Genomic DNA, 26,680 nt, shown 5'->3' with positions numbered 1-26,680 from the left:
GGCCTGAAAATCATCCGCCTCTGGGGTCAGGCTCGGGAGGAGCCGTTGGTCCGGTTACATCTTGCCGTCGTCCTGGAACACTTGCGTCCAGTCCTTGACCAGGCCGTCAAGCGCGTCCTTGGCCGAACCCTGGCCGGCAACGACATAGTCGTGGAAGCGCTTCTGCGACGCCTGCAGCAGCGGTGCGTAGCTCGGCTCGGCCCAGAAGTCCTTCACGATCGCCATCGAGTCGAGGAAGGTCTGTGCATAGGGCTGGCTGGACGGGAAGGCCGGGTCCTTGACCACCGCGTTCAGGCAGGAATAGCCACCGAGCGACCACCATTTGGCCTGCACATCCTTGTTGGCGAACCACTTGATGTATTTCAGCGCCGATTCCTGCTTGTCTGAATAGGACACGACCGAAATGCCCTGGCCGCCAAGCTGCGCAAACTGGGCGCCGCCGGGACCCTTCGGATTGACGAAGTAGCCGATCTTGTCACCGCCGACATTCTCGTCCTTCTGCAGGCCGGGCCAGGTGAAGGCGAAGTTCATGTGCATGGCCACCTGACCGGATTTGAAGGCGTCGACGCCTTCGCCCATATAGCTGTTCGAGGCACCCGGAGGCGTGCAGCAATCGTAGAGCGACTTGTAGAACTCCAGGCCTTTGACCGCGTCTGGCGAATTGACGAAGCCTTCCATCTCGTAGGGCTTCTTGGGGTTTTCATACTGGAAGCCGTAGCTGTAGAGCACGTCCATGGCGCCCATGGTGATGCCTTCCGAGCCACGCTCGGTGTAGATCGAAGCGCCATAGACGGTCTTGCCGTCGATCTCGCGCTTCTGGAAGAACTCGGCGACCTGCTTCAGCTGGTCGAAGGTGGTCGGTGGGCCGAGGTCCCAACCATACTTTTCTTTGAATTCCTTTTGCAGTTCCGGCTTGGAGAACCAGTCCTTGCGGTAGGTCCAGCCGACGACGTCGCCCATGGCCGGCAGCGCCCAGTAGTTCGGCGTGTTCTTCGGCCATTCGGAATAGCCGACGACTGTTGCCGGCACGAAGTCGTCCATGCTGATCTTCTCCTTGTCGAAGAAGTCGTTCAGCTTGACGTAGTGGCCGTTCTCGGCCGAGCCGCCGATCCACTGGCTGTCGCCGATGATCAGGTCGCAAAGTTTGCCGTGCGAGTTGAGCTCGTTGAGGAAGCGGTCGGCATAGTTGGTCCACGGCACGAATTCGAATTTCATGCCGATGCCGGTTTCCTTGGTAAAATCCTTGGACAGTTCGACCAGCGCGTTTGCCGGATCCCAGGCGGCCCAGCAAAGCGTCAGGTCTTCAGCGTGCGCCGCGTTCGAGACGGCTGTCGACGCGGTAATCGCCGAGGCCAGCCCCAACGCCAGTTTCAAGCTCGATTTCATGCCTTCCTCCCATTTGCGAAACGCGCCCGGATGGCCGTTTCAAGAACCCCTCAACCCTCGCTCCTCCGAGGGGCTAAACACGGCGCGCTATGCGTCGCCAGGACGGCGCGGTGCACCGCAGATGTTTAGTAATTTGTTTAGTGATGCAATTTTTACTAAACAAGGCAAGCGAATTCGTCGCTGCGCCGCAACATGGCGAAACGGCGATTGAAATCGTTGGGAAATGATTGCCGGACGGCTCGCCCGGACGTTGCTTAGCCGGGGTCGCCTATAATTTTCGTCTGCGGCGTCACCGGCCGGACAGGGGGCGCGGGCGGCAGCAGCGCGCGGATGTCGGCGAAGGGAAATGTCGGCTCGAATCGGAAGGCCTCGGCCAGGGAGCCGGGAACGCTGTTGCATTGCCCGGCGCGAAACTCATTCTGGACGCGCGCTCTGTCGACATATTGCTCCGGCCACTGCGACTGGTGCGCGCGGATCGCCTGCGTCTTGATATCGCCGTAGGCGGAAATGTCGACATAATGCGTCGGCGCAAAGCCGGTGCCGCCCATTGTGTCGGCATGCAGCACGGGGACGCCGAACGAGGCCGCGATGCGCACGCCGTCCGACAAAGCGCGATGGTCGGCGTGATAGTCGTTGGGGGCATGCGTGATCACCAGATCCGCCGCTGTCTCGCGTATCAGCGCTTTCAGCGAAGCGATCAGCGCCGCATCGGCCACCAGTTCGCTGTCGGGGAAGTCGAGAAAGCGAAGGGTTGCGCCGAGCAACGCCGCAGCGGTCGCCGCCTCGTCGCGGCGAACACGAGCCAGAACGCTCGGGTCGCCCATGCCGCCCTTGGCGCCATCCGTGGCCACGGCAAAAGTCAGTTCTGCGCCTTGCGTGGCATAGGCAGCCAGCGTACCGAACATGAATATCTCGATGTCGTCGGGATGCGCGCCGAGCGCCAATACCTTCACTGCACTCTCCCCGGAAATGGAAAAACGTGACGAACGGAATCCTGCTCGCCCTCATCGCCTATGCAAGCTATTCGTGCAGCGATGCCGTTATCAAGAGCCTTGGCGGACAGTTCACCGTCTTCGAGATCGGCTTCTTCATCACGCTGTTTGCCGGCTGCTTCCTGTTTTTCAGCCGCCCAGTCGATGAGCGCTGGCGCGACTTCTGGCGCACCGGGCGGCCATGGGCGGTGCAGGCCCGCGCCTGGGCCGGCATCGCCTCGGGCGTGCTCAGCGTCTACGCCTTCACCACCATTCCGCTGGCCGAGACCTATGCACTGATCTTCCTGGCGCCGCTTTGCGTTACCATTCTCTCGACCGTCATCCTGAAAGAAAAGGTCGGTCCATGGCGCTGGCTGGCGGTGGTTGCCGGCTTTGCAGGCGTCATGCTGGTGGTGCGGCCAGGTTTTCGCGAGTTGCATCTCGGACACCTTGCCGCGTTCACGGTGGCCTTCCTTGCCGCGGCCAGCGTCATCCTGATGCGGTCGCTCGCCCAGCAGGAAAAGCGCACCACCATGCTCGGCGTGCTCATCGGTTACGGGCTGCTGTTCAACGGGGCCGGCACCATCGCCACATCGTTCACCCTCCCCAACGCCATGCAGCTGCTGTGGCTGGTGCTGGGCGGCGCCTTTACCGCCGGCGGCCAATTGCTGCAACTGCTGGCCGCCAAATACGCACCGGCCAACCGCATCGCGCCGACGCATTATTCGCAGATCGTCTGGGCGGTGATCCTCGGTGCGTTGTTCTTCCAGGAGTATCCGGACTGGATATCGCTGGTCGGCTTGGCCGTCGTCGGCGCGTCCGGCCTGCTCACCATGGTGCGCGAGGAGGTGCGGCTGGGCACGGTGCGCTGGAACCCGTTTGCGCGCACGAGGCTTTGATCCGGTTGCATGGCCACAGTGACCGCTGATATGCGGACGCAATGACGACGAGATCCTTGCCGGAGCTTCCGGTATCCGCCGTGCTGCCGGCCCTGAGCGAGGCGCTCGGCTCAGGCAACAGCGCCGTCCTGGTGGCGCCGCCCGGCGCCGGCAAGACGACGCTGGTGCCGCTGGCGCTGCTCGATGCGCCCTGGCTGGTCGCCGGCAAGATCGTCCTGCTCGAACCGCGCCGCCTCGCCACCCGCGCCGCCGCCCGCCGCATGGCGGAATTGCTTGATGAAGAGCCCGGCGCCACCGTCGGCTATGCCATGCGCATGGAAAACCGCACATCGGCCCGGACAAAAATCCTGGTCGTCACCGAAGGCGTTCTGGCGCGGATGATCCTCGACGATCCGGAACTGCCCGGCGTTTCGGCGGTGATTTTCGACGAATTCCACGAGCGCTCGCTCGACGGCGATTTTGGCCTCGCTTTGGCGCTCGATGTGCAGGGCGCGCTGCGGCCCGATTTGCGCTTGCTGGTGATGTCGGCAACGATCGATGGCGCGCGCGTCGCGAAACTCCTGTCCGGCGCCCCGGTGATCGAAAGCCAAGGCCGTGCGTTCCCCGTCGATGTCAGATACGACGAGCGGCCAGCCGGCGTTCCCATCGAAGACGCCATGGCCAAGGCGATCCGCTCCGCTCTTGCCGGCGAGAGCGGCAGCGTGCTCGCCTTCCTGCCGGGACAGCGCGAGATCGAGCGCACCGCCGAGCGGCTGCAGGGCCGGCTCGGCGCCGACACCGACATCGTGCCGCTCTACGGCCAGCTCGACAACAGGGCGCAGGATGCCGCCATCAAACCGGCGCCGCCCGGCCGCCGCAAGGTGGTGCTGGCGACGTCGATCGCCGAGACCTCGATCACCATCGACGGCGTGCGCGTCGTCATCGATTCCGGCCTGTCGCGGCTGCCGCGCTACGAACCGGCGAGCGGCCTGACCCGGCTGGAGACGGTGCGCGTTTCCAGGGCGTCCGCCGGCCAGCGCGCCGGTCGCGCCGGACGCACGCAGCCAGGCGTCGCCATCCGCCTTTGGCGGGCCGAGCAGACGGCGGCCCTTCCCGCCTTCACCCCACCCGAGATTCTCGAAGCCGACCTGTCCGGCCTACTGCTCGATTGCGCCGCCTTCGGCGTCGCCGATCCCGCAAGCCTGTCCTTCCTCGATCCGCCGCCCACTCCCGCGCTCAAGGAGGCGCGGGCGCTGCTCCTGGCGCTGCACGCCATCGATGCGGCCGGCCGGCTGACGGAGGCGGGCGGCGCGATGCGCAAGCTGGCGCTGCCCGTGCGGCTCGCACACATGGTCGCTGAAGCCGCTGGCGGCGGCCACGCGCTCGAAGCTGCGATGCTAGCCGTCCTGCTCACCGAGCGTGGCCTTGGCGGCGACGGCGCCGACCTCGAACGGCGCCTGATGCGCTTCCGCACGGAAAAGTCACCGCGCGCCGTTGCGGCAAGGCAGCTTGCCGGGCGATTGGCGAAGCAGGCGGGCGGCGCCAAGAGCAGCGAAACCGCTTCTGCCGGTCTTCTCCTCATCCACGCCTGGCCGGACCGTGTCGCCAGAGCGCGCGGCGAGCGCGGGCGTTTCGTGCTCGCCAACGGCTCCGGCGCCATGCTCGACGCCGCCGATCCGCTGGCCGGTGAGACCTGGCTGGTCGTCGCCGATCTGCAAGGCAAGGCGCAAAACGCCCGTATAACCGCCGCGGCCGCGGTCCACGAGACCGACATCCGTGCCGCTCTCGCCGACAGGATCGAGACGCGCCGCGAGACAAGCTTCGACCGCGAGCGGCGCGCGGTGCGCGTGCGCGAGACCGCCAGGCTCGGCGCCATCACTTTGTCGGAGCGCATTCTGCCCGCACCAACTGGAACAGACGCCGACCGCGCCATCCTGGATGCCTTGCGCGAGCACGGCCTGTCGCTGCTGGAATGGAGCAAGGACGGCGAGACGCTGCGCCAACGGCTTGGCTGGCTGCATCGCGGCCTAGGCGCGCCTTGGCCCGATGTTTCGGAAGCCGCCCTGCTCGAACGCCTCGACGACTGGCTGCTGCCGTTCCTGTCGGGCAAGGCGTCCTTCGCCGCCATCGACCCCGGCACGCTGTCGTCGGGCCTGATGGCGCTGGTGCCGCATGATTTGCAGCGCAAGATCGGCACACTGGCGCCGACCCATTTCGACGCGCCGTCCGGCAGCCATGTGCCGATCCGCTATGACGGCGAATGGCCGGTGCTGGCGATCCGCGTGCAGGAACTATTCGGCCTTGACCGCCATCCGGCAATCGCCAACGGCACCGTGCCGCTGACGCTCGAGCTGTTGTCGCCGGCGCACCGGCTGATCCAGACGACGCGCGACCTGCCCGGCTTCTGGCGCGGCTCCTGGGCCGATGTGCGCACCGACATGCGCGGCCGCTATCCCCGCCATGTCTGGCCCGAAAATCCGCTGCTCGCTGCAGCCACCGCCCGCGCCAAACCGCGAGGGACCTAGCGCTCGTCCTTTCCCGGCTATAATCCTTGGCCATGATCAACATCGTGCACGCGCCAGACTTCCAGCAAAGCCAGCGGCTGCGCCTCAACACGCTGATCCGGCTGCGCTGGCTGGCCATCGTGGGCCAGAGCCTGGCGGTGCTGGTCGTCGCCTATGGGCTCAAATTCCCGCTGCCGGTCAGCCTCTGCTTCGCGCTGGTCGCCTGTTCGGCCTGGCTTAACCTGGTGCTGACCTTCCGCTATCCGGCAGCGCACCGGCTGACCCCGTTCTCAGCCTTTTTCATCCTGACCTTCGACAGCCTGCAGCTTGCCGGCCTGCTCTTTTTGACTGGCGGCCTCACCAACCCGTTCTCGGTGCTGATGACCGTGCCCGTCGTCATCTCGGCGGCGTCGCTGCCGCTGCGGCTGACTGCGGTGCTCGGCGCGCTGGTCATGGCGGCGGCCACGTTGCTGGTCTTCTTCCACCAGCCGCTGCCATGGTATGAGGGCGCGCCGCTGCCCATGCCGTTCATCTATGTCGCCGGCATATGGATGGCGGTGTTTTCCTCGATCGCCTTCACCGCCATCTATGCCTTCCGCGTCGCCGAGGAAGCCCGCCTGCTCGCCAATGCGCTTGCCGCCACCGAACTGGTGTTGCAGCGCGAGCAGCATCTGTCGGCTCTGGATGGGCTTGCCGCCGCCGCCGCGCACGAACTCGGCACGCCGCTCGCCACCATCGCCCTTGTCTCCAAGGAGATGGAAAAGGCACTTGGCGACGACCCAAAATACGGTGAGGACGTCAAACTTCTGCGGTCGCAGAGCGAGCGCTGCCGCGAGATCCTGAAGCGGCTGACCAGCCTGTCTCCGAGGGCGAGGCGCATCTGTCGCGTCTGCCGCTGACCTCACTGGTCGAGGAGGTGACCGCGCCGCACCGCGATTTCGGCATCTCGATCAAGCTTCGGCCGGGCGAGCGCGTCGGCCCCGAACCGGTGGGACGGCGCAACCCCGGCGTCATCTACGGCCTCGGCAATCTGGTCGAGAACGCCGTCGACTTCGCCCGCAACAGTGTGACGGTGCGATGGAGCTGGGACGAACTCGACGTCACCTTCTCGATCATCGATGACGGGCCGGGCTTTCCCCCCGAAATCATCGATCGCATCGGCGAGCCCTATATGTCGACACGCCAGGGCAACGAGGCTGGCGGTGGCCTGGGTCTCGGGCTGTTCATCGCCAAGACCTTGCTCGAACGCTCCGGCGCCACGCTCGATTTCCGCAATTCGAGCGGACTGGGCGAAGGCGCGATCGTGCAGATATCGTGGCCGCGCACGGTCTTCCTCAACCCGGAATCGGTGGGGATCTCGATGTTCGACACCGCGTAAAAGCCTTGGCGGAGGCGGCAAAATTGGACAATGGCGTTCAGGAACTATATCTGCGTAAAATTAAGGCAGCAGGATTTTTTGAGATAATGACTGGCGAAGAAGCAATTGGCGCAATGGTCGAAGGCGAGGACACCTCGCTGCTCATCGTCGACGACGACAAGCCGTTCCTGACGCGGCTGGCCCGCGCCATGGAAACCAGGGGTTTCGTGGTCGAGACGGCCGAGAGCGTCGAGGAGGCAGTGGCCAAGGCGCGCGCCCACCCGCCGGCCTATGCGGTGGTCGACATGCGGCTTGGCGACGGCAACGGCCTCGACGTCGTCGCCGCCATCCGCGAGAAGCGCGACGATGCCCGCACCGTCATCCTCACCGGCTACGGCAACATCGCCACCGCGGTGACCGCGGTGAAGCTCGGCGCCATCGACTATCTGTCGAAGCCGGCTGACGCCGACGACGTGTTTGCAGCGCTCACCCGCACCGCCGGCGAGCGCGCCGCCCCCCCGGAAAATCCGATGTCGGCCGACCGCGTGCGCTGGGAACACATCCAGCGCGTCTACGAAATGTGCGACCGCAACGTGTCGGAAACCGCGCGCCGGCTCAACATGCATCGCCGCACGCTGCAGCGCATACTCGCCAAGCGCGCACCACGCTGAGGTTCACGCGCCGGTGGCGCCGGCCGCCAATTGCCGAACCTCAGCGCTGCCCCTCACCTGCCTGCCGGCATCCTCTGCCCGTATAGAGACGGGGGAGAGGGGCGCTCTCATCGCCGGTTTCGCCAATCGCCGGCGTTGCAGGAGACGACGGCGAGGCTGAAGCTGCTGTCCAGTCGATAGATGGGTAACACTTTGAACCGGATACATAGGTGACACTTCTCTCCCCCTATGCGGCGGACAAGCTTCATGTGCCGTGTGTCGATGATGCCGAGCGGGTGGGCATGGAATGAGAGTGTCCATTGTCCGTCTTCGGTCTCCAACGCAGCGACCGGTTCGCCCGCCAGCGCTTGCGAGACATATATGAAGCCGCCATTCCATCGGATCTCGCCATTGTGGCGCACGCGGCGGACCGAGGCCTCGGCCGGATAGATGGGCTCGGGTAGTGTCCTGGGCATGCCGCGCTGTGAGGACCGGTAGTGCTGGGCGGGCGTATCCATGCCCAGCGCCTCATGGGGACGTTCCTCATTGTAGCTGTGGCGGAAGGTCTCGAAGGCCTGGCCCTGTGCCGTTCGGTCGGCTTCCGGTGCCTCGGCCATCGGCAGCATGGTCAGGTGAAAGCGCTCGTGACGTCCGTTCTGCTGTGGCCTGCCGGGTGCGATCCGCTCCAAGGTGATGCCGAGCTTGATGAAGCGCACGACAAGCGGCGTCAGCCCGGTGACGCCGGCTGATGCGAAGGGCGGGCCATTGTCGCTTCTGAAGCGATCCGGCAGGCCATGCTCTTCAGACAGCCGTTCGAACACCGGCCAGGCTTCGCTATCGGCCGTCGACCCCGTCGCTTCGAGCGCCAGAAGATAGCGGCTCGACGCATCCATCACCGTCAAGGGTTCGCAACGCCAGCCGTCGCGGGTCCGGAACCAGCCCTTGTGATCGCCAGTCCACACCGCGTTCGGTACTTGCGGCTGTGGCCAGGGTCCATTGCCGCAGGCCCGCAGGCGGGGTCGCTTGCGGGCGCGGACAAGCCCATGCCGCGCAAGGATCGCGCCGACCGTCGAGGCTGAAGGCCACATGAACTCGGGAGCCGTGCGCCTGAGCCGTGCCACGATCTTCTTTGGACCCCAGAGCGGATGCAGCTCCTTGGCCGCCACAATCCGCTCAACTAGGTCCTGAGCTGTCGCCCGGCCTTGATTGAGCGGTGCTCGCGGCAGGTCGTGCAAACCTTCCGGGCCGAACTCCCGATAACGTCCGAGCCATTTGTAGCCGTTCTTGCGTGAGATCCCGTAGGCCGCACAAAGCGCAACCATCGTCTCATCCCCAGCAAGACACTCCACAACAAACCGTAGCCGCTCGTCCATGATGCCAGTCTCTCGCCAAACCATCGCCGGTCCTCCCGGCGAAGGAGAAAACTGTCACCCATGCTATCGGTCCATTCTGTTACCTATCTATCCGGTTCGGACACTGCCTCTTTCTCCCCGTCGCTATGTGGGGAGTTGAGGAATGGTCCGCGAAGCGGACGAAAAGCCAACTGCTTGGCTTTTCGAATGACGAACGTCCGGCAGGACAATGAGGGGCGGCGCCAACGCTGGAAACAGTTGCGCTTGCCGTGCCATCGACCTTTGCCCATCATCGGCAATAACGCCGCCGGAAAACCCGGCAACGGAGCACAGATGCGCGACAAGCAGCCGAAATCCATCCTTCGCGAATTCCTCGACGGCGAGGCGGCGGGCGGCATCATCCTGATGGTTGCGGCAGCCCTTGCGCTGATCGTCGCCAATTCACCATTGGCCGAAACCTATTTCGCCGCTCTCCACGCCTATCTCGGCCCGCTCAGCGTGTCGCACTGGATCAATGATGGGCTGATGGCGGTGTTCTTCCTGCTGGTCGGCCTCGAGATCAAGCGCGAGATGCTCGACGGTCAGCTCTCGACCTGGCCGCGCCGCGTGCTGCCGGGCGTCGCCGCCGCCGGCGGCATGCTGGTTCCCGCACTCGTCTATGTCGCCATCAACCGCAACAACGCCGCCGCGCTCTCCGGCTGGGCGATCCCGACCGCCACCGACATCGCCTTTGCGCTCGGTGTGCTGTCCTTGCTCGGCAACCGCGTGCCGGCCTCGCTGAAAATCTTCCTCACCGCGCTCGCCATCATGGACGATCTCGGCGCCGTCATCATCATCGCCATCTTCTACACCAGCGGCCTGTCGCTGGCCTATCTCACTGCTGCCTTCGCCGTCATCGCGATGCTCGTCATGCTCAACCGTATGCGGGTGACGGCGCTGACGCCTTACCTCGTGCTCGGCGCCGTGCTGTGGGTGCTCGTGCTGAAATCGGGTGTGCATGCGACGCTGGCCGGCGTGGCGCTGGCGCTCACCATTCCGCTGAAAACTTCTCCCGGCAGCGGGCACGATCTCGACCATTCGCCGCTGCACCGGTTGGAGCACGGCCTGCACAAGATCGTGCCGTTCTTCGTCATCCCGATCTTCGGCTTTGCCAATGCCGGCGTGTCGCTGGCTGGCCTGAGCGCCGCCGCTTTGGTCGAACCGCTGACGCTCGGAGTCGCCGCAGGCCTGGTGCTGGGCAAACTGGTCGGCGTCTTCGGCTCGTCGGCGCTTGCCATCCGTCTCGGCTTCGCCGACCTTCCGGTCAACGCCGGCTGGCTGCACATGATCGGCATTTCGCTGCTCTGCGGCATCGGCTTCACCATGAGCCTGTTCATCGGCCTGCTCGCCTTCGCCAACGACATGGCGCTGCAGGACGCCGTCAAGGTCGGCATCCTGGCAGGGTCCTTCGTTGCAGCGCTGCTGGGTGCCGCCGTGCTGCTGATGGCGCCGGCGGCAGGGGTGGAGGAGGTGGTGGAGTAGGTGTTCTTGGGTTCCTCGCCCCCGCAAAGCGGGGCGAGGAACTTGAGCTTCGTCTACTCGCTCTCTCCCGCCAGCGCCGGCACCGCCACACCCGCCAGTTCCGCCGCCAGCAGCCGCGCCGCACCCGCCCGTGCGATGCGCAGCATCAGCGCCTTGCGCGTTGCCGCCGCCATCCGGTGCTCGGGCGCATCGCGCAGAATCTCGGCGCCGTAGCCGTCGGAGAGGATGAAGCCGCATTCCTCGGGGAAGATCTCCGATGGCACGCCCGGATGGGTGGCGAAGAAGAAGCGGTCGGAGTGCAGCCGGTAGTCAGGCCATTTGCGGTCGACGCGGAAATCCTCGATCGAGGATTTGACCTCGATGATCCAGATATCGCCCTGCCGGGTCAGCGCCACAAGGTCGGCGCGCCGCCCGGTGGCCAGCGACAGTTCGGGCAGCACATGCATGCCCATTTGCATCAACAGCCTCTGCACGCCGCGCCGCACCAGCATGGCGCGTTCGGACTGGCGGCCGTCGATGAGGGGATTGAGGGGAATCGGCGAAATGATCGGCATGGCACCCACCATGCCAGATTTTGTTCACGGTTTGAACCCATGTTGGGCAAAATCCGATTGACAAACTCGGCCAGATAGGAATATAATCCTGCTACGGTTGATGATCCGAGAGGCATGTCACGTCATGGGCCAGGCGCTACGGGAAGTACTGCGGACAATACTGCGTTGGATCGAATCTCTGATCGGTGTCATCTCCGCGTTTGTGAGAAGCGGGATGGCCGAAAAGGTCCTGAAGTCTTGGATGAGCGAGGTCCGGCCGCTTATGTCACTGCCCGAAGCGGCCTTGTCTTCGCCCGGCCTAAGGCCGCCATATCATCAAAAATCGAGGCAGTCAGGGCCTGTTATCGCCGCGGCAAGCGTGGGCCAGTTATGCAGAGGGCCCATGTCCCGCAACAGCCGTTGCACGCCACGCCGCACCAGCATAGCGCGTTCCGACTGGCGGCTATCAGGGCGGATGCATACGAAACCTTGTAAATGACCAAGCCGTATACGAAACGACGACTCGTAAGCGTTAGGCGGAATTTGGTTCCGAAATTGGTAACTTCCCTACGGCTGGGTAGCTCCTAGAGCCATTTGATGGCTCCCAGGATCAGCACGACAATAACTGCCATCACTAATTCCAGACCAGGCCTGACCTGCGCACGAAGTTGCGGTGAAAACCGGCATGCCAGCAGGACCCCAAGCCCGCCACCGAGCGGCGTTAGAACCTTGTCGATAAACTCAACGGCATTCATGTCTTGACCCCCAAACCCAAGCGCGAGACTAGCAGGGCCAAGGTCGTGAGCAAATGGGTTTGTCAACCATACAATCGCCTTTCGCAGGGCGACTATATACTTTACAACGCGCCCTGCGGATTGATCCCCGCTATGCTTGAGATAAGCTACCGGGAGGCAAAGCATATGAAGCGTAGAACCGCACTCACCGCGCTGCTCGTATCGTTGGGCACGATAGGCCTAATCTTGCTGGGGATTGGCCTTCTTGCTAGCGCGGGAATCGTAGCTGAGAAGGGTACTTGGCCGCATATTGTCGGTGGCTTCACTGCGGTATTGATGATGCCGATAGCTTTTGTGGCGTTTCTGTCCTGTATGTTTTCAGTTCTGACCACCCTTCTTTTTGCGGCTCTGTCGCGAGAGAAGCTGATCCCCTATCTCAGAGCGTGGCCATTCAAGTTTTTGCTCTGGAAGGAAGTCAGAGAAGAGTTTGAACCTACCTCAAGCTAGGTCTGCTTCTTACTCGTTCGGTCTGAAGGTGGCGGTCGCTTTCGGATTTTGACCCCAGCATCCGCGCGCCTCATCAGACGATTATTCGGTTGACAAACCTGGGTGACGGCTTGGTCCGAGCGTCTTCCGCGATCGCACCATACTAGTCTGGGTGCAGTCTGGTATTGATCCGCAGCGGCCCTATGTCGTGCCGATCGACTTCCGTTCTTAGCTATAAATCGGCCGGACTAAAGTCTTGCGTCGTGAGCGCAAAGGTCTGATGTAACCGCTTTGGTTCCGTTCTTGTCCATTGGACGTTCCGTAATTTTAGCCAAATGAGATATAGACCTTTGGAGGTTTTTCTTGCGCGTCCGGCGCCCAGTCTATCCCGGCGCCCGTGCTTCAAACCGTGGCCCGCCTGTCTGCGGCCTGCGCAGCCCCCGCAATGTCATCCAAAATCGGGCAGTCCGGCCGGTCGTCACCATGGCAGGCCTGGATCAGCGTCTGCAAGGTCGTGCGCATCGACTGCAGCTCGCGCACCTTTTCCTCGATGGCGCTCACATGGGCGGCGGCAATCTCGCGCACATCGTGGCTGGCGCGGCTGCGGTCCCGGTAGAGCGCCATCAGCTGCCGGCAATCGTCGATTGAAAAGCCGAGGTTGCGAGCGCGGCGCAGGAAGGCTAGCCGATGGATGTCGTCGCTGGAATAATCGCGATAGCCATTGCCGGCGCGCGCCGGGGCGATCAGGCCGATCTCTTCATAGTAGCGGATGGTCTTGGCCGGCAGGCCGGACCGCGCCGCGGCATCGCCTACATTCATTGTGATTCCTCGATGTGGTTCCCTGATTCTAGGCTATCCGACAGGACCGACCATTGTTTTTCCTTCACAATCCCGTGAGTCCTGTTGCCGAAATGCCATAGTTGCCGGCTTACCGGCACGTAAGCTCCTGCATATAGGCATCGCGCGCTTGGCAAGCAAAGCAAATGCCAGCATGAATGATTTCAGGAAAAGCGGCCGTAACGTGTCGCGACATCTTGGTGGGGCATCGGACCATTTCATGCGCATGAAGTCATTTGCAATCGTCGCCGCACTTGCGTTGTCGGCCGCGATCTCGGGTTGCAGCACGATCGGCTCGCAGCTGTTCACCAACAACTACGGTTCGGTGAACGATGCAGGCTACCAACTGCCGCGCATCCCGATCGAGAGGGTGCCGCTGAAGTACCACCGGCAAGAGGTAAACTACGACACCTCGGAAAAGCCGGGCACCATTGTCGTCGATACCCAGAACAAGTTTCTCTACTTCGTCGAAGGCGACGGCCGGGCGATCCGCTACGGCATCGGCGTCGGCCGCGAAGGCTTTGAATGGCACGGCACCGCCCATATCGCGCTGAAGCGCGAATGGCCGACCTGGACGCCGCCGCGGCAGATGATCCAGCGCCAGCCGGAGCTAGCGAAGTTCGCGAGCGGCATGGAGCCGGGCTTGAAGAACCCGCTCGGCGCGCGCGCCATGTATCTGTTCAACAAGGGCGGCGACATGGGCTACCGCCTGCACGGCAGTCCGGAATGGAATTCGATCGGCAAGGCGATGTCGTCAGGCTGCATCCGGCTGATGAACCAGGACATCATCGACCTCTACGACCGCACGTCGGTCGGCGCCAAGGTCATCGTGATGTAGGACCATGATCCGGAACCGAGGTCCACGAAAGCGAAAAGTGGAACCGGTTTTCGGGAATATCATGGTCAAAATAGGCGTTACCCTTCGTACGCGGACCGTCTAGGCAACAACGGACGTCCAAAACAGAAAACCGGGCAATCTGGCCCGGTTTTTTGTTGCTCGCTCGAATGCGTGAAGGGGTCTTAGGAGACCTGCTCGACCTGCTGTACTTCCGGCACGAAATGGCGGAGCAGGTTCTGGATGCCGTGCTTCAGCGTCGCCGTCGAGGACGGGCAGCCGGCGCAGGCGCCCTTCATGTGCAGGAACACGGTGCCGTTCTCGAAGCCCCGGAAGGTGATGTCGCCGCCATCCTGGGCAACCGCCGGGCGCACCCTGGTGTCGAGCAGTTCCTTGATGGTGATGACCAGTTGCTCATCGGCCTTGTCGTAGAATTCGCCGGTCTGGCTGGTCTCGGCGGCGGGGCCGGCGTTGACCATCACGGGCGCGCCCGACATGAAATGCTCCATGATGGCGCCCAGGATCGCCGGCTTCAGGTGCTGCCAGTCCGGGCCGTCCTTGGTCACGGTGATGAAGTCATAGCCGAAGAAGACGCCGGTCACGCCGGGGATCTCGAACAGCCGGCCGGCCAGCGGCGAGGCGCTGGCTGCACTGTCGGCGTCGCGGAAATCGGCGGTGCCTTCAACAAGGACTTCCTTGCCGGGCAGGAACTTCAGCGTTGCCGGGTTCGGCGTCGATTCGGTCTGGATGAACATGGCCGTCTCCGTGCCCCAGTCGGGCAGCTAGTTTGGAATAGTTCTAAATAGGCTCAATCGGCTGGACATTCAAGCGAAACGCGTCGCTCAAAACGGCTGGCTGGCGGAATGTTTTTGCTGGCTGGGAATTAATCCCGCGCGGGCTATAAATCCAGGATCGTGATGTTATCCGAACCGCTTCACACTTCCGGCATCAACTCTCTATGCGAGGCTGTCGATCTCCTCGTCAGACAGGTTCTGCGGCACCACTGTGACCGGAATAGGGAAGGCGGCGCCCTTGCCGGCAACAGCCCCGACCAGCGGCCCGGGTCCTTCCTTGCCGGCACCTGCCGCCAGCACCAGGATGGCGATGTCCTGGTCTTCCTCGATCAGCTTGTGGATCTCCTCGGTCGGCTTGCCTTCGCGCACCACCATCTCGGGCTCGATGCCGAGCTTCTGGCGCACCTTGTTGGCGTAGCCGTCGAGTGCCGCGCGCGCCGTGGCATTGGCTTCCTCGCGCATGATCTTCTCGACGCCCAGCCAGTGCTGAAAGTCGTCCGGTGTGATGATGTAGAGCAGCACCAGCGTGCCGCTGGTGCTCTGCGCCCGCTTGGAGGCGTAGGCGACGGCGCGCTCGCACTCCGGCGTGTCGTCGATGATCGTCAGGAATTTCCTGCGATGGCCGGCTTCGCGACTGAGGCGTTTGGAGACCATGTCTATCTACTCGATGTTTCGACCGCAATCTGCCACCGCGACAGACCGGCGGCAAGCCGCCGGCCTTGGGCCAGAATGGTGCGGTGCACTGACGGTAGGATCAGCCCTGCAACAGGCCGATAATGTCGCGTACCGTCTTCATGGTGGTCTCAGCCAGCGCGCCGGCGCGTTCGCCGCCGTCTCTCAGCACCGCGTCGACATAGGCGCGGTCGCCCTCGATACGGCGCATCTCGCCGGCGATCGGCGCCAGTTTTTCCACGGCAAGGTCGGCGAGCGCCGGCTTGAACACGGAAAACTGCTGGCCGCCGAATTCCTTCAGCACGTCCGCCTTCGACATCTCGGCCAGCCCTGCATAGATGCCGACCAGGTTTTCCGCTTCCGGGCGGCTTTCCAGGCCGTCGACTTCGCTTGGCAATGCTTCCGGGTCGGTCTTGGCCTTGCGGATCTTCTTCGAGATGGTGTCGGCATCGTCGGTCAAATTGATGCGGGACAGATCCGACGGGTCCGACTTCGACATCTTCTTGGAGCCGTCGCGCAGGCTCATGATGCGCGCCGCCGGCCCGCCGATCACCGGTTCGGTTATCGGGAAGAACCCGTTTACCGTCTCTTCGCCAACCTGCATCTCGACGCCGACGCCAAGACTGGCGATGCGGCTCGAAAAATCATTATTGAACTTTTGCGCGATGTCGCGGGTCAGCTCCAGATGCTGCTTTTGGTCCTCGCCCACCGGCACATGGGTGGCGCGGTAGAGCAGGATGTCGGCCGCCATCAGCGAGGGATAGGCAAGCAGGCCCAGCGAGGCGTTCTCGCGGTCCTTGCCGGCCTTGTCCTTGAACTGCGTCATCTTGTTCATCCAGCCGATGCGCGCCACGCAGTTGAAGATCCAGGCAAGCTCGGCATGCTGCATCACTCGCGACTGGTTGAAGACGATGTGCTTCTTCGGGTCGATGCCGGAGGCAAGGAAGGCCGCGGTAATCGAGCGGGTCTGGTCGGCGAGGTCGTCATGGACGAGCTGTGCCGTCAGCGAATGCAGGTCGACGACGCAATAGATGCAGTCTGACGTGTCCTGAAGCGCAACGAATTTCTTGATGGCGCCGAGATAGTTGCCGAGATGCAGATTGCCGGTCGGCTGTACCCCGGAAAAGACGAGCTGTTTGAAGGCGGTCATGATGTCCTCATGGCTTGTGGAGGGCCGTATAAGCGTGATTCCGAAAAGTTGCAGACTTTTCGGAGCCAATCACGCGGCTGGAAACCACGCGCGGCAAAAGTCTTGCGACGGCGCGCTTATGGACGAAGGGGCGGAGAGGATCAAGAGGCGGGGATGGCGCGGTCGCGTCTGATGCCCCTGTATATTGACCTGACAGGCTGGCGCCGCCCCTCATTGTCCTGCGGACATTTCTTCCCGTATAGAGAGGGGGAGAAAAACGCCGTCATCGCCCGCTTTCGCCAATCGCCAGAGAAAGCGCTGGCGCCATGTTCAGCCTCTTTCTCCCCGTTCGTTCACGGGGAGAAATGCCCGGCAGGGGAATGAGGGGCCGCGCTGACATCGACATTTATGATATATTTGAACCTGCATTGCATATCATCGGATGAGAAATCGATGCCCGCTGTCAACAACGAGGAAGCCCCAAAGCCCCGACAGGACCACGAGACGCCGCTTGAAACAGCGGCGCGGCTTCGGGCCGAATTCGGGGTCGAGCTTAGCAAACAGGCACCCGAACCGCTGCCACGCTCGGTTTACGACAAATTGTCTGCCGAAGTTTAACCAGGTTCTACGGTTAGGCTTACGGATCTGGAGACTGTTCCGTGACCGGCGGTGTGCCCTTCCGTCCAATATTGCGCCGGATCATGCCGAAATCGGCGCCGCCGGTGGCAAAGGCCGTGATGAAGTAGAGCAGAGCGCCGCCGGCCACGAGAGCCAGCAGCGTCGTTGCCTTGATCACCAGTGGCGAGCCGGGGCCGAGCCTGACGGCCAGCCAGTGCTCGGCGAAATAGAGCGCCACCGCCATCACCGCCGCCGACAGCACAAGACGCGGAATGCGCTTCAACAGCGGCACGTCGCGGCCCCAATGGCCACGTCGGATCAGCACCGCAAGCAGCATCACCGCGTTGACCCAGCCGGCGACGGCCGAGGCCACCGCAATGCCGGGCGCGCCCATTTTCGGGAACAGCGTCAGCGCGGTGATCACGTTCACGCCGACCGAGATGGCGGCGAACATCATCGGCGTGCGCGTGTCCTCGCGGGCGAAATAGCCGGGGGTGAAGGCCTTGATCAGCACGAAGGCCGGCAGGCCGAGGCCAAAGATCGCCAGGATCGCCGCCACCGTCGGCGTCGAGCCGGTGGCGGCGAAGGCGCCGCGCTCATAAACCAGCCGCACGATCGGCTCCGCCATTACCCAAAGGGCCGCCGCCGCCGGCAAGGTCATGAACAGCGTGAACTCGACCGAGCGGTTCTGCAGATTGGCCGCCTCGACCAGATTGCCCGATTTCAGCGCCCGCGACAGCTCCGGCAACAGCACGATGGCCACCGCGACGCCGACGACGCCGAGCGGCAGCTGGTAGATGCGGTCGGCGTAAGCAAGCGAGGACACGGCGCTGTCCTGCGCCGACGCGATCGCCGTGCCGATCAGCTGGTTGATCTGGGTGATGCCGCCGGTGATCGCCGCCGGCAGCGCCAGGATCAGCAGGCGCTTGACGTTGGGCGTCATCTTCGGCCGGCGAAAGCCGATGGCGATGCCGGCATTGCGCACCGCCACCCAGACGATGGCAAGCTGCACCAGCCCCGCCGCCAGCACGCCCCAGGACAGGCTGAAACCGACCTCACGGGCATCCATGCCGTGGTACCAGGCGTAGCCGAGCACGCTGATCAGGATGATGTTGAGGAAAGCCGGCGCCACGGCAGCCGCGAAATAGCGGCGCAGCGAATTCAGCATGCCGGCCATCATCGCTGCGAGCGACATGCAGATGAGATACGGGAACATGATCGTCGCCAGCAGGACGGTCGTCTCGAATTTGCCCGGCGTGTCGGCAAAGCCCGGCGCCACGAGATAGCGCACGATCAGCGGCATCGCCAATTCCATGACGATGGTCAGCGCCAGAAGTGCGGTGAACAGGACGCCGAACACTTCCTCCGAAAAGCGCTTGGCGCCGTCGGTGCCGTGGGTCTCGATCTCCTTGGCAAACAGCGGCACGAAGGCGGCGTTGAAAGCGCCTTCGGCAAACAGCCGGCGAAACGTGTTTGGAAACTGGAAGGCGGCGTTGAAGGCGTCCGCCACCGGCCCGGTGCCGAGTGCGGCAGCCATCAGCATCTCGCGGCCAAAGCCAAGGGCGCGGCTCATCAGCGTGCCGGACGCAACCGTGGCGAATTTCTTGACGAGGCTCATGCGCGGGGAGATTGCCTGGATGATTGGGACAAAGGGGGTGATTGGGACAAAGTGATGGTCACTCGGCCGCCGCCTTGGCCTTGCCGCCGCGCTCTGGGACAACGCCTTCAAGCGCCGCGATCAGCCTGGCGTGGATGGTGGCGGTGCGTGCCGGGTTGTCGATCTTCTGCCCCGTAAGGTCGGTGACATAGAAAGTGTCGATCACCTTCTCGCCGAAGGTGGTGATGTGAGCCGAGGCGATGTCGAGCGAGAGGTCGGACAACGCACTGGTGATTTCCGACAACAGCCCAGGCCGGTCCAGTCCCTCGACCTCGATCACCGAAAACCGGTTCGACAGCGTGTTGCGGATTTCGGCGCGCGGCGGAATCTTGAACACCTTGGCGCCGCGCCGCGGTCGGGTGCGCTTCTCGATCATCTCCGGCAACCAGCTCTTGCCCGACAGCACGTCCTCGATCAGCCGCCCGACGCGCTCGGCGCGGCGGCGCTCGTCCTCGTCGCGATCGAATTCCCGTGAGATCAGGATGATGTCCAGCGCGCGGCCGTCGGACGTGGTGAAGATCTGCGCGTCGACGATGTTGCCGCCCGCTCCCGCACAGGCGCCGGCAATGACCGAAAGCAGGCGCGGATGATCCTGCGCCAGCACGGTGATCTCGGTCACCGCCTCGAATTGGTGCGTCCTGACCACGGTGGCGAGCTTCTTGCCTGCCGCGTCGGCTTCGCGGATGAATTCGGCATGGCGCAGCTGATCGGGGAGGTCGACCGTCAGCAGATAGTTCTCGTAATGCAGGCCGACATAGCGCTTGCGGGCCTTGTCCGGCCAATCGGCCAGCGCCTCGGCCAGCCGCTCGCGCGCCGCCGCCGTCCGCTTGGCGCGAGACACTTCCGAGAAGCCGCCGGTCAAAAGCAGTTCGGTCTCGTAGTAGAGCGTGCGCAGGAGCTGGCCCTTCCAGCCGTTCCACACGCCCGGCCCGACACCCCTGATGTCGCAGACGGTCAGGATCAACAGCATTTTCAGCCGCTCGACCGATTGCACGATCGAGGCGAAATCCTCGATCGTCTTGCGGTCGTTGAGGTCGCGCGTCTGCGCCGTCATCGACATCACCAGATGGTTCTCGACCAGCCAGGCGACGGTCTCGGTGTCGGCGGCCGACAGCCCCATATGCGGGCAGATGCGGCGTGCGATCCGGGCGCCGGCCTCTGAGTGATCCTCCGGCCGGCCCTTGGCGATGTCGTGCAGCAGCACCGCGACATAGAGTGCCTCGCGGCTCTTCTCTAGCCCCGGCATCAGCGTGTGCGAGAGCGGATGCACCTTTTCGCCGTCGCCGCGCTCGATCTCGGCCAAGACGCCGATACAGCGGATCAGGTGCTCGTCCACCGTATAGTGGTGGTACATCGAGAACTGCATCATGGCGACTATTCTGCCGAAATCGGGGATCAGCCTGCCGAGCAGGCCGGCCTCGTTCATGCGCCGCAAATTAAGCTCGGCATTGCGGTCCGAGGTCAGGATGTCGAGGAACAGCCGGTTGGCCTCCTCGTCGCGCCGCAGCGACTTGTTGACCAGACCGAGCGAGCGGGTGAGCAGCTTCAGCGCATCGGGGTGGAACTCCAGCCCGTGCTTGTCGGCGAACCAGAACAGCCTGAGCAGATTGACCGGGTCGCGCTCGAACACGCTGTCGTCGGCGACGTTGATGCGGTGATTGTCGACAATGAAATCCGACGTGCCGGCCAGCTTGCGCTTGCGGCGCTGGAACGTGAGGAAGATGCGGTTGAAGCCGGGCACATGCTTGGCCTGCTCTTCCTCGAGCGCGGCGCAGAAGATGCGGGTGAGGTCGCCGACATCCTTGGCGACGAGGAAGTAGTGCTTCATGAAGCGCTCGACCGCCGACAGACCGGGATGCGTGGTGTAGCCGAGACGTTCGGCAATCTCGCGCTGGATATCGAAATGCAGCCGTTCCTCTGGCTTGCCGGTGAGGAAATGCATGTGGCAGCGCACCGCCCACAGGAAGTCTTCGGCCTTCTGGAATTCGCGGTACTCGGCCTCGGTGAAGACACCTTTCTCGACCAATTCCTCGCCGGTGCGCACGCGATAAAAATACTTGGCGATCCAGAACAGCGTCTGCAAATCGCGCAGGCCGCCCTTGCCGTCCTTGACGTTGGGCTCGACCAGATAGCGGCTTTCGCCGGCCTTGGCATGGCGATCGTCGCGTTCGGCGAGCTTGGCCTGCACATATTCCGGTCCGGTGGTGCGCACCACTTCATGGTCGAAGCGGGTGAGCAATTCGTCGAAGAGCTTCTGTTCGCCCCACAGGAACCGCGCTTCCAGGATCGTGGTGCGGATGGTGATATCGCTGCGCGATAGCCTGAGACACTCGTCGATGTTGCGGGTGGCGTGGCCAACCTTCAACCCGAGGTCCCACAGCATATAGAGCATATATTCGACGATCTGTTCGCCCCACGGCGTCTGCTTGTAGGGCAGCAGGAACAACAGGTCGATGTCGGAGCCCGGCGCCAGCGTGCCGCGGCCATAGCCGCCGACGGCAACGACCGCCATGCGCTCTGCGGTCGAGGGGCTTTTCACCCGGTAGACGTGGGTCGCGGCGAACTCGTAGAGGGCGCGGATGATCTCGTCCATCAGATGCGACAGCCGGGCGGCGCATGCCGAGCCGCTGCCATCGTCCATCAGCATGCGCTCGGCAACCTTGCGGCCCTCGGTCAGCCGATCCTTCAGCAGCCGGAGCGCACCGACGCGCGCGCCGGGCTCGATGCCGCTGGCCGCCGAGATCAGCGCCGTCATGTCGCGGCGCAAAGCCTCGCTGTCGATCAGCGCGTCGAGCTTGAGGGAGATTTTTGCCATGGATTGCCGGTGGGCCTCGCCTTTGCGCGGCGTCTATAGCGCGTTTTCACGGCGCTGTGTATGGGGCGGACGGACGCGTCGGCCGCGATACCAGAAAGGGATGATCATCTCGCGCCGGAGCCGGAAGAGATCGGCGATCTGCCGCGTCAACCGCCTGGTCTCGATCCTTACCTTGGCGGTGATTGGCCTGGGGCGCCGTTTACCTATCCCGCTTGCCACCCATTCCTCTGTTCGCTCCTGCTTGAGCAGGCTTGGCAATCTCACCGGACTGTCGCCGAGGAATTGTGCCTGCAGGCACAATGCTGGGACGAGTTGGTAAATGACCTTGTCGGACGAGGTAGCAAAACGCGGATTGAAGATGAGGTGATCGACGGGAATGCTGATCTCATTCGTTGCCGCAAGAAGGTCCCGCGCGGCCTGTCTGGACAGGATGTATCCCGCCGTACCGATATGGAGCCCGTGCAGTCTGCTCGCAGAAAAACCGTGGCCGCAGGCAACTTGCTTGCGTGAAATTACGGTCCGGTTGAAGAACGTTTCCAACTTGACGATGTCCGCATCGGCGGGAATCCAGCCCGCATCGGCAAGCAAAGCGCCGGCTTTGTCCGGGAAAACGACATCGTCCTCGAAAATCGCCGCGTAAGCATCCTCACCTGCAGCGATCGTCGACCAACACTGTTGGTGGCTGAGCAGGCAGGCAATCTCGGCGTCGGCCAGGCGCAAATGCTTCTTGCCCTGCGGCATTTCGGCCAGATCCGGCCGATCTCGCGCATCGATGGCGGCGACCCGCTCGAAGGCGATGCCGATGCGCGCGAACTCCGCCGTTACATGGGCGAGGCGATCGCGGGACCGATCGAGATTGATAATCAGGCATTTCATTTGGGTGGGATCGATGCAGTGGGACGCGCGTCCATAGCATGGGAACAAAGTTGCGTAAGCGATTTTCCCTCGATGTGCGCGATGACGGCCACGATCGAAAAGTGGAAATCGCCCCTTGACCTTCCAGTTACTGGAAGCACTACCTCCTCACCCAGACAGATATAAGGCACTTTTCGATGGCGCATTCCGAGCATCACCACCACGCGCACGCGGCCGATGGCAACTGCTGTACGGCAAAGGCTGCTGAGCCGGCCGCCGAAGCAGTGGTGCGCGATCCGGTCTGCGGCATGAGCGTCGATCCGGCAGCCGGTAAGCCGACGGCCGAGCATGGCGGCCGTCTCTTTCACTTCTGCAGCGAGGGTTGCCGTACGAAATTCGTCGCCGGGCCCGAAAAATACCTGACCGCCACCGACCCCGTCTGTGGCATGAGTGTCGACCGCGCTACCGCCAGGCATTTTTTCCGCCACGAAGGCCAGGGTTTCTATTTCTGCTCGGCCGGCTGCCGGGCGAAGTTCGAGGCCGAGCCGCAAAACTATCTCGGTGACAGGCCGACGCCGTCGCCAGTGCGGAAAGGCACGCAATACACCTGCCCGATGCATCCCGAAGTGATAAGAGACAAGCCCGGCTCCTGCCCGATCTGCGGCATGGCGCTTGAGCCGATGGGCGTTCCCACTGGCGATGAGGGCCCGAACCCCGAACTGGTAGACTTCACCAGACGGTTCTGGGTCAGCGCGGTGCTGTCCCTGCCGCTGCTGATCGTTGCCATGGCGCCGATGCTCGGCCTGACGTTCCAGGCGTTTGTCGACGGGCGAACGATGGTCTGGCTGGAATTGGCGCTGGCCAGCCCCGTCGTGCTGTGGGCGGCCTTCCCGTTCTTCCACCGAGGCTGGGAGTCGCTGGTCAACCGCAGCCCCAATATGTGGACGCTGATTTCGCTCGGTGTCGGCGCTGCCTATCTCTACAGCGTGGCGGCCACTCTGTTCCCGGACATTTTTCCACACCAGTTCCGCGGTCATGGCGGCACAGTGCCGGTCTATTTCGAGGCAGCCGCCGTCATCGTCGCGCTGGTATTCCTCGGTCAGGTGCTCGAATTGCGGGCGCGCGAAAAGACCGGCTCGGCCATCCGTGCGCTGCTCGACCTGGCGCCGAAGACGGCACGGCTGATCGGGGAGGACGGCTCCGACACCGACGTGCCGCTCGTTGCGGTCAAGACCGGCGACCACCTACGCCTCCGTCCGGGCGACGCCGTGCCGGTCGACGGCACTGTAACGGAAGGCCGTTCCTCCATCGACGAATCGATGATCTCGGGCGAGCCGCTGCCGGTCGAAAAAACGAAAGGCGATGCCTTGACCGGCGGCACGCTCAACAAGAACGGTTCGCTGATCATGCGCGCCGAAAAGGTCGGCTCCGAAACGACGCTTTCGCGCATCGTCGAGCTGGTCGCAAAGGCGCAGCGTTCGCGCGCGCCGATTCAAGGTTTAGCCGATCGCGTCTCCTTCTACTTCGTGCCGGCCGTCGTGCTGGTCGCGCTCATGGCCTTTGCCGCCTGGGCGATCTTCGGTCCCGAACCCAGCTTGATCTTTGCCATCGTCTCGGCGGTCTCGGTGCTGATCATCGCCTGCCCCTGCGCGCTCGGCCTGGCGACGCCGATGTCGATCATGACTGCCACCGGGCGCGGGGCGCACGCGGGCGTGCTGATCAAGGACGCGGCCGCGCTCGAGCGCTTCGCTTCGGTCGACACGTTGATCGTCGACAAGACCGGCACCTTGACCGAAGGCAAGCCTCGCTTGACCGATGTCGTCGCTGCCGAAGGCCTGTCTGAGAATGAATTGCTGGCGCTCGCCGCCGGCCTGGAAAAAGGCTCGGAGCATCCGCTGGCCGAGGCCATTGTCGGCGGCGCCGGCGAACGCGGCCTGACGCTCGTTGAGGCCGGCGGCTTCGACGCCGTCACCGGCAAGGGCGTATCCGGCACGGTGTCTGGCAGGAAGGTTTCGCTCGGCAACGCCGCCATGATGGCCGATGTCGGCATCGACACCGCTTCCCTGTCGGCCAGGGCCGAGGCGCTGCAGGCAGAAGGCAAGACGGCGATGTTCGTTGCGGTGGACAAAAAACTGGCCGGCATTGTCGCGGTCGCCGATCCGGTCAAGGCAACGACAGCCGAGGCGATCAGGGCGCTGCACGACAGAGGCTTGCGGATCATCATGGCGACCGGCGACAATGAATGCACGGCGCGCGCCATCGCCAAAAGCCTTGGCATTGACGAGGTGCGCGCCGGCCTGCTGCCGGAACAAAAGGCAGCCCTTGTCGAGGAGTTGCGTGCGAAAGGTGCCGGCGTAGCCATGGCCGGCGACGGCGTCAACGATGCGCCGGCCCTGGCCAGCGCCGATGTCGGCATCGCCATGGGCACCGGCGCCGATGTCGCTGTCGAGAGCGCCGGCATTACGCTGGTCAAGGGCGATCTCAACGGCATCGTCAGGGCCCGAACGCTCGCCCAGGGGACGATCCGCAACATCCGCCAGAATCTGTTTTTCGCCTTCCTCTACAATGTGCTTGGCGTGCCGGTTGCCGCCGGCGTGCTCTATCCGCTCACCGGCACGCTTTTGTCGCCGATGCTGGCGGCGGCGGCCATGAGCCTGTCTTCGGTTTCGGTCATCGCCAACGCATTGCGGCTGCGGACGTTGAAACTCTGAGCAAAGCCCCCAGATACGAATATCAATCAACAGGAGATCATGGATGACCTTGGCTAAGAAGATCGTGCTTTTGATGATGGCGGCGGGAATGCTGCTTGCCGTTTTCCTCGAAAGCGTCCCGGCGCAATCCGAAGAGATGAAACACGACATGGGCGCGATGGGCGCGCAAGGTCCTTCGACCGACGGCTACAAGGCGGCGATGGACAAGATGCACACCGACATGATGATCGAATATTCCGGCAATGCCGATGTCGATTTCGTGCGCGGCATGATCCCGCATCATCGGGGCGCGATCGACATGGCCAAGGTGGAACTCGCCAATGGCAAGGATCCCGAAATCCGCAAGCTGGCCGAAGATGTCATCGCCGCGCAGGAAGCCGAGATCGCCAAGATGCAGGCCTGGCTCGCCGCCCATCCGGCGAAGTAAGGCAGCAACGGCCATGCCGGAGAGATTCATTCTGGATTTCTCTCCGTGCTTGTGATGCCATTCGCATCGATTACACGGCGCCAGGAGCCCACATGCCATCGACGATAAGAGCCACCACACTGCCTTCGGGCGAGGCCGTCCAGGTGCTGGGACAGGGCACATGGAAGATGGGCGAGGATTCCCGCCGCCGCGCCGGCGAGGTCAATGCCCTGAAGCTCGGGCTGGACCTCGGCATCACGTTGATCGACACCGCTGAAATGTATGCCAGCGGCGGCGCCGAGGAGGTGGTAGCGGAAGCCATTGCCGGGCGCCGCGACGAACTCTTTCTTGTCTCCAAGGTATTGCCGTCCAATGCCTCGCGCGCCGGCGTGGCGCGGGCCTGCGAAAACAGCTTGAAGCGCCTGCGCACCGACCGCATCGATCTCTATCTCCTGCACTGGCCGGGCAGTGTGCCTCTATCTGAAACCGTCGAGGCTTTCGAGGCGCTGAAGGAGGCCGGCAAGATACGCCACTGGGGTGTCAGCAATTTCGACACCGACGAAATGGAGGAGCTGACCGGCCTGTCGTCTGGCAATCATGTCCAGACCAACCAGGTGCTCTACAATCTGTCGCGGCGCGGCCCCGAATTCGATCTCGCACCGTGGAGCCGGCAGCGCGGCATCCCGCTGATGGCCTATTCGCCGGTCGAGCAGGGCGCGCTGGCGCGCAATTCCAGGCTGGAAACCATCGCCGCCCGCCACAACGCCACGGCAGCACAGATCGCGCTTGCCTGGGTGATGGCGCAGCCCGGTGTCATCGCCATCCCGAAGGCGAGCAGCCAGGAGCATGTCCGCCAGAATGTTGCCGCGCTCGACATCGAGCTGACGGCCGAAGACCTCGCCGAACTCGACCGCGCCTTTCCACCGCCGACGCGCAAGCGCGGGCTGGAGATGATCTAGATTGGAACGGGTTTCGACCG

20 protein-coding genes and 2 pseudogenes are annotated in these 26,680 nt (G+C 63.5%); 10 read left to right on the top strand and 12 right to left on the bottom strand.

Annotated features, from left to right (window positions below; translation table 11 throughout):
- Nucleotides 1–54: 54 nt before the first annotated feature.
- Together NKL06_RS13800 and NKL06_RS13795 are read right to left on the bottom strand one after the other, a co-directional pair.
- Complete coding sequence (locus NKL06_RS13800; RefSeq protein WP_023684201.1) at nt 55–1,386, bottom strand: ABC transporter substrate-binding protein; 1,332 nt, start codon at nt 1,384–1,386, stop codon at nt 55–57.
- 254 nt (nt 1,387–1,640) lie between these two features.
- Nucleotides 1,641–2,339 carry a PIG-L deacetylase family protein gene (locus NKL06_RS13795; RefSeq protein ID WP_023694179.1) on the bottom strand — a complete coding sequence of 233 codons (699 nt, stop codon included), beginning with the start codon at nt 2,337–2,339 and terminating at the stop codon, nt 1,641–1,643.
- Between the two features lie 26 nt (nt 2,340–2,365).
- On the opposite strand from NKL06_RS13795, the gene NKL06_RS13790 reads away from it, so the two are divergent.
- The 4 genes and pseudogenes from NKL06_RS13790 (at nt 2,366) to NKL06_RS13775 (ending at nt 7,767) form a co-directional block, all read left to right on the top strand.
- Complete coding sequence (locus NKL06_RS13790; protein ID WP_023694178.1) at nt 2,366–3,256, top strand: DMT family transporter; 891 nt, start codon at nt 2,366–2,368, stop codon at nt 3,254–3,256.
- Between the two features lie 41 nt (nt 3,257–3,297).
- Nucleotides 3,298–5,760: an ATP-dependent helicase HrpB gene (gene hrpB / locus NKL06_RS13785; protein WP_352580420.1), complete on the top strand. Its 2,463-nt coding sequence runs from the start codon at nt 3,298–3,300 to the stop codon at nt 5,758–5,760.
- A 32-nt stretch (nt 5,761–5,792) separates the two neighbouring features.
- Nucleotides 5,793–7,117: pseudogene (locus NKL06_RS13780) on the top strand (ActS/PrrB/RegB family redox-sensitive histidine kinase).
- Between the two features lie 86 nt (nt 7,118–7,203).
- Complete coding sequence (locus tag NKL06_RS13775) at nt 7,204–7,767, top strand: ActR/PrrA/RegA family redox response regulator transcription factor (RefSeq protein ID WP_023672848.1); 564 nt, start codon at nt 7,204–7,206, stop codon at nt 7,765–7,767.
- A gap of 233 nt (nt 7,768–8,000) precedes the next feature.
- Here the strand turns inward: NKL06_RS13775 and NKL06_RS13770 are convergent.
- A pseudogene (locus tag NKL06_RS13770) lies at nt 8,001–9,143 on the bottom strand (integrase core domain-containing protein); the annotation flags it as partial.
- 288 nt (nt 9,144–9,431) lie between these two features.
- On the opposite strand from NKL06_RS13770, the gene nhaA reads away from it, so the two are divergent.
- On the top strand, nt 9,432–10,619 hold the full coding sequence (nhaA, locus tag NKL06_RS13765) for a Na+/H+ antiporter NhaA (RefSeq protein ID WP_023692666.1): 1,188 nt from the start codon (nt 9,432–9,434) through the stop codon (nt 10,617–10,619).
- 53 nt (nt 10,620–10,672) lie between these two features.
- On the opposite strand, the gene NKL06_RS13760 is transcribed toward nhaA, so the two are convergent.
- Nucleotides 10,673–11,173, bottom strand: a complete 501-nt coding sequence (locus NKL06_RS13760) for an MmcB family DNA repair protein (RefSeq protein WP_023692665.1) — start codon at nt 11,171–11,173, stop codon at nt 10,673–10,675.
- Nucleotides 11,174–11,736: 563 nt separating this feature from the next.
- On the bottom strand, nt 11,737–11,907 hold the full coding sequence (locus NKL06_RS13755; RefSeq protein ID WP_023685143.1) for a hypothetical protein: 171 nt from the start codon (nt 11,905–11,907) through the stop codon (nt 11,737–11,739).
- A 165-nt stretch (nt 11,908–12,072) separates the two neighbouring features.
- Here NKL06_RS13755 and NKL06_RS13750 point away from each other — a divergent pair, with 165 nt between their 5' ends.
- Nucleotides 12,073–12,393 carry a hypothetical protein gene (locus NKL06_RS13750; RefSeq protein ID WP_031210519.1) on the top strand — a complete coding sequence of 107 codons (321 nt, stop codon included), beginning with the start codon at nt 12,073–12,075 and terminating at the stop codon, nt 12,391–12,393.
- 381 nt (nt 12,394–12,774) lie between these two features.
- Here the strand turns inward: NKL06_RS13750 and cueR are convergent, their stop codons facing one another.
- Nucleotides 12,775–13,191 (bottom strand): Cu(I)-responsive transcriptional regulator, encoded by a 417-nt coding sequence (cueR, locus tag NKL06_RS13745; RefSeq protein ID WP_023672853.1) that lies wholly within the window; start codon nt 13,189–13,191, stop codon nt 12,775–12,777.
- Nucleotides 13,192–13,429: 238 nt separating this feature from the next.
- Between cueR and NKL06_RS13740 the strand changes: the two genes are divergently transcribed.
- Nucleotides 13,430–14,047: a L,D-transpeptidase gene (locus NKL06_RS13740; protein ID WP_023692663.1), complete on the top strand. Its 618-nt coding sequence runs from the start codon at nt 13,430–13,432 to the stop codon at nt 14,045–14,047.
- Nucleotides 14,048–14,229: 182 nt separating this feature from the next.
- On the opposite strand, the gene NKL06_RS13735 is transcribed toward NKL06_RS13740, so the two are convergent.
- From NKL06_RS13735 to NKL06_RS13710, 6 genes are all read right to left on the bottom strand, one after another.
- Nucleotides 14,230–14,799: a NifU family protein gene (locus tag NKL06_RS13735; RefSeq protein ID WP_023685140.1), complete on the bottom strand. Its 570-nt coding sequence runs from the start codon at nt 14,797–14,799 to the stop codon at nt 14,230–14,232.
- Nucleotides 14,800–15,000: 201 nt separating this feature from the next.
- Nucleotides 15,001–15,492: a universal stress protein gene (locus NKL06_RS13730; protein WP_023672856.1), complete on the bottom strand. Its 492-nt coding sequence runs from the start codon at nt 15,490–15,492 to the stop codon at nt 15,001–15,003.
- Between the two features lie 100 nt (nt 15,493–15,592).
- Nucleotides 15,593–16,660, bottom strand: a complete 1,068-nt coding sequence (trpS, locus tag NKL06_RS13725) for a tryptophan--tRNA ligase (protein WP_023672858.1) — start codon at nt 16,658–16,660, stop codon at nt 15,593–15,595.
- Between the two features lie 616 nt (nt 16,661–17,276).
- Nucleotides 17,277–18,875, bottom strand: coding sequence for a murein biosynthesis integral membrane protein MurJ (gene murJ, locus NKL06_RS13720; RefSeq protein WP_023692661.1), 1,599 nt, complete (start codon nt 18,873–18,875; stop codon nt 17,277–17,279).
- Between the two features lie 58 nt (nt 18,876–18,933).
- Nucleotides 18,934–21,729, bottom strand: coding sequence for a [protein-PII] uridylyltransferase (locus tag NKL06_RS13715; protein WP_023692660.1), 2,796 nt, complete (start codon nt 21,727–21,729; stop codon nt 18,934–18,936).
- 33 nt (nt 21,730–21,762) lie between these two features.
- Nucleotides 21,763–22,605: a glycosyltransferase family 25 protein gene (locus NKL06_RS13710; protein ID WP_023690024.1), complete on the bottom strand. Its 843-nt coding sequence runs from the start codon at nt 22,603–22,605 to the stop codon at nt 21,763–21,765.
- A gap of 176 nt (nt 22,606–22,781) precedes the next feature.
- On the opposite strand from NKL06_RS13710, the gene NKL06_RS13705 reads away from it, so the two are divergent.
- From NKL06_RS13705 to NKL06_RS13695, 3 genes are all read left to right on the top strand, one after another.
- On the top strand, nt 22,782–25,295 hold the full coding sequence (locus tag NKL06_RS13705; RefSeq protein ID WP_023692659.1) for a heavy metal translocating P-type ATPase: 2,514 nt from the start codon (nt 22,782–22,784) through the stop codon (nt 25,293–25,295).
- Between the two features lie 43 nt (nt 25,296–25,338).
- A complete protein-coding gene (gene copM, locus NKL06_RS13700; protein WP_023685134.1) occupies nt 25,339–25,722 on the top strand; it encodes a CopM family metallochaperone in 384 nt (127 codons plus the stop codon).
- 92 nt (nt 25,723–25,814) lie between these two features.
- A complete protein-coding gene (locus NKL06_RS13695; protein WP_023685133.1) occupies nt 25,815–26,660 on the top strand; it encodes an aldo/keto reductase in 846 nt (281 codons plus the stop codon).
- Nucleotides 26,661–26,680: the final 20 nt, after the last annotated feature.

Origin of the sequence: Mesorhizobium sp. C268A (assembly GCF_040324475.1) — a bacterium.
Lineage (GTDB): Bacteria > Pseudomonadota > Alphaproteobacteria > Rhizobiales > Rhizobiaceae > Mesorhizobium.
The sequence above is the reverse complement of the archived record's forward strand: the minus strand, read 5'-3'. Positions and strand labels throughout refer to the sequence as shown.

Coding starts and splice junctions, on each gene's coding strand:
- NKL06_RS13800 (WP_023684201.1), bottom strand. CDS start 1,386: ATGAAATCGAGCTTGAAACTGGCGTTGGGGCTGGCCTCGGCGATTACC.
- hrpB (WP_352580420.1), top strand. CDS start 3,298: ATGACGACGAGATCCTTGCCGGAGCTTCCGGTATCCGCCGTGCTGCCG.
- NKL06_RS13775 (WP_023672848.1), top strand. CDS start 7,204: ATGACTGGCGAAGAAGCAATTGGCGCAATGGTCGAAGGCGAGGACACC.
- nhaA (WP_023692666.1), top strand. CDS start 9,432: ATGCGCGACAAGCAGCCGAAATCCATCCTTCGCGAATTCCTCGACGGC.
- NKL06_RS13760 (WP_023692665.1), bottom strand. CDS start 11,173: ATGCCGATCATTTCGCCGATTCCCCTCAATCCCCTCATCGACGGCCGC.
- NKL06_RS13755 (WP_023685143.1), bottom strand. CDS start 11,907: ATGAATGCCGTTGAGTTTATCGACAAGGTTCTAACGCCGCTCGGTGGC.
- NKL06_RS13750 (WP_031210519.1), top strand. CDS start 12,073: ATGAAGCGTAGAACCGCACTCACCGCGCTGCTCGTATCGTTGGGCACG.
- cueR (WP_023672853.1), bottom strand. CDS start 13,191: ATGAATGTAGGCGATGCCGCGGCGCGGTCCGGCCTGCCGGCCAAGACC.
- NKL06_RS13740 (WP_023692663.1), top strand. CDS start 13,430: ATGCGCATGAAGTCATTTGCAATCGTCGCCGCACTTGCGTTGTCGGCC.
- NKL06_RS13735 (WP_023685140.1), bottom strand. CDS start 14,799: ATGTTCATCCAGACCGAATCGACGCCGAACCCGGCAACGCTGAAGTTC.
- NKL06_RS13730 (WP_023672856.1), bottom strand. CDS start 15,492: ATGGTCTCCAAACGCCTCAGTCGCGAAGCCGGCCATCGCAGGAAATTC.
- trpS (WP_023672858.1), bottom strand. CDS start 16,660: ATGACCGCCTTCAAACAGCTCGTCTTTTCCGGGGTACAGCCGACCGGC.
- murJ (WP_023692661.1), bottom strand. CDS start 18,875: ATGAGCCTCGTCAAGAAATTCGCCACGGTTGCGTCCGGCACGCTGATG.
- NKL06_RS13715 (WP_023692660.1), bottom strand. CDS start 21,729: ATGGCAAAAATCTCCCTCAAGCTCGACGCGCTGATCGACAGCGAGGCT.
- NKL06_RS13710 (WP_023690024.1), bottom strand. CDS start 22,605: ATGAAATGCCTGATTATCAATCTCGATCGGTCCCGCGATCGCCTCGCC.
- NKL06_RS13705 (WP_023692659.1), top strand. CDS start 22,782: ATGGCGCATTCCGAGCATCACCACCACGCGCACGCGGCCGATGGCAAC.
- copM (WP_023685134.1), top strand. CDS start 25,339: ATGACCTTGGCTAAGAAGATCGTGCTTTTGATGATGGCGGCGGGAATG.
- NKL06_RS13695 (WP_023685133.1), top strand. CDS start 25,815: ATGCCATCGACGATAAGAGCCACCACACTGCCTTCGGGCGAGGCCGTC.